At 71.0% G+C, this 2210-nt stretch carries 2 protein-coding genes; both read left to right on the forward strand.

Annotation, left to right across the window (positions count from 1 at the left end):
* A partial coding sequence (locus tag IEY93_RS37300) for an RICIN domain-containing protein (RefSeq protein WP_189167868.1) occupies positions 1 to 486 on the forward strand: 486 nt, incomplete at its 5' end.
* Positions 487 to 1002: 516 nt separating this feature from the next.
* The gene (locus IEY93_RS37305; RefSeq protein ID WP_189167869.1) at positions 1003 to 2016 is read left to right on the forward strand and encodes a LacI family DNA-binding transcriptional regulator; all 1014 of its coding nucleotides are present in this window, start codon (positions 1003 to 1005) and stop codon (positions 2014 to 2016) included.
* Positions 2017 to 2210 lie beyond the last annotated feature (194 nt).

The raw sequence follows: 2210 nt of genomic DNA on the forward strand, positions 1-2210 counted from the left end.
AACCTCCCGCACACCGCCATCGACGACACCTTCACCATCACCCTCCTGCCACCGGGCGGCGGCAACCCCTCCCCGTCCCCCTCGCCGTCAGCACCGGGCTCGGCATCGGTGCTGCGGAACGTCAACGCCAACCGGTGCCTGGATGTCCCCAGCCAGTCAACGACCAACGGCACGCAGCTCCAGTTGTGGGACTGCAACGGCCAGACCAACCAGAGCTGGACATATACCTCTGGCAAGGCGTTGCAGGTGTACGGCAACAAGTGCCTGGACGCCAACGGCCAGGGGACGAGCAACGGCACCCAGGTGATCATCTGGGACTGCAACGGCCAGGCCAACCAGCAGTGGAACGTCAACGCCGACGGCACCATCACCGGCGTGCAGTCCGGACTGTGCGTGGAGGCGAGCAACTTCGGCACCGCCAACGGCACGAAGGTACAACTGTGGTCCTGCACCGGCACGACCAGCCAGAAGTGGACCCGGAGCTGACCGGTGACCCGCGACGGGCGAGGCTTGGCCGCTGAGGCCCGGCACAGCGGTAAGTGCGTGGACGTCAGCCAGGTGTCCACCACCGCGGGAGCGAAGGTGCACCGGTGGACCTGCAACCCCACCGGCCAGGGCGGCCCGCTCAACCGGACCTGGCGCATCTGGGGCCGGTGACCGTGCTCCTGCCCCGGCGGGACCATCCGGCATGACGCGGTCCGGCGGCGAGAGCCCTCTCGCCGCCGGACCGATTCGCGTCTCAGGGTGGTGGGCGCCCGCTCCTCGCCGCCCGCCCACCGATCCACGAAAAAGCCGTCCGGAGACCGATGAGCCGGCCTCCGGCCAACGCGTCCAGGTACTCCCCCGCTCGTTCATCGAATCGGTTCGTCTCTCGATGCGTGCGCCCATCTCCCACGGCAGAGGGGAGAAACGGCCGGCATCCAGGGAGGGGAGCGGCTTCTTCCACACGATCGGTTCGACTTACGATGGGGCGTGTCGGTCGGTCAAGGTGAGGAGCGCCGGGTGAACATCGAAGAGATCGCCAGGCGGTCGGGAGTCTCGCGCAGCACCGTCTCCTACGCGCTGAGCGGCAAGCGCCGCGTCTCGGAGGTCACCCGCCGGCGCATCCAGGCGGTCATCGACGAGCTGGGCTACCGCCCGAACGCCACCGCCAGGGCGCTCAAGGAGGGCAGGACCCGCACCCTCGGCCTGGTCATCCCACCGGCCAGCCAGCGCCTGACCGACATGCAGCTCGGCTTCGTGGCGAGCGTGGTGGACGCCGCCGCCCGCGCCGACCTGGACGTGCTGCTGTCACCGTCCGGCGGGGAGCACGACCGCTCGTTCGAGCGCATGGTCGGCGGCAAGCGCGTGGACGGCGTCATCCTGATGGAGATCCGGCTGGAGGACGACCGCGTCGCCCATCTGCGGCACACGCGGCTGCCGTTCGTGGGCATCGGCCGCACCAGCCGGCCCGACGAGATGTCGTGGGTGGACGTCGACTACGAGATGCTGATCTCCAGATGCGTCACCCACCTGGCCGATCTGGGGCACCGCAACGTCGCACTGGTCAACCGCTCCGCCGAGTTGGTGGCCGCGGGGTACGGCCCGGGACACCGGGCGCTCGCGGGCTTCACCCGGACGGTCGCCGAGCGCGAGCTGTACGGCGTGCAGACGTGCTGCGCCGACGACGCGCAGTCAGGGGTCACCTGCGTCGAGCGCCTCCTGCGGGAGCACCCCGACCTGACCGCCATCGCCACCATCAACGAGGCCGCCCTCCCGGGCATGTACCGCGCGCTGGACCAGGCGGGCCTCTCCGTACCGCGCGACTTCTCCCTCATCGGCGTCGCCGCCCGGCACTGGGCCGAGAACCTCCACCCGCCGCTCACCGCCGCCGACGTGCCCGCCGACGAGCTCGGCGCCCGCGCGGTCGACCTGCTGCTCCAGCACATCGCCGACCCCGACACCCCGCATCGCCATCATCTGGTCTCCCCGCCCATCTCCCTGCGCGGGACCACCGCGGTGGCCCGCCCCCGCTGACCCGTGCGTCCCGGAAGCACCGAGCGGTGCCTCCGGCCGGGCGCGGCCGACGCCCTCGCCACGGGTGCCGGCGGAGGACACGCGGGGTGTCCTCCGCCGTCAGGGGGTCAGGTGGCTAGACCCGGTTCCACTTCTGGCCGCTGGAGCCGTTGCAGGTCCAGATCTGGGCCCTGGTGCCGTTGGCGGTGCCGTTG

Source organism: Sphaerisporangium melleum, from assembly GCF_014646695.1.
In the GTDB taxonomy this organism is placed as follows: Bacteria; Actinomycetota; Actinomycetes; order Streptosporangiales; family Streptosporangiaceae; genus Sphaerisporangium; species Sphaerisporangium melleum.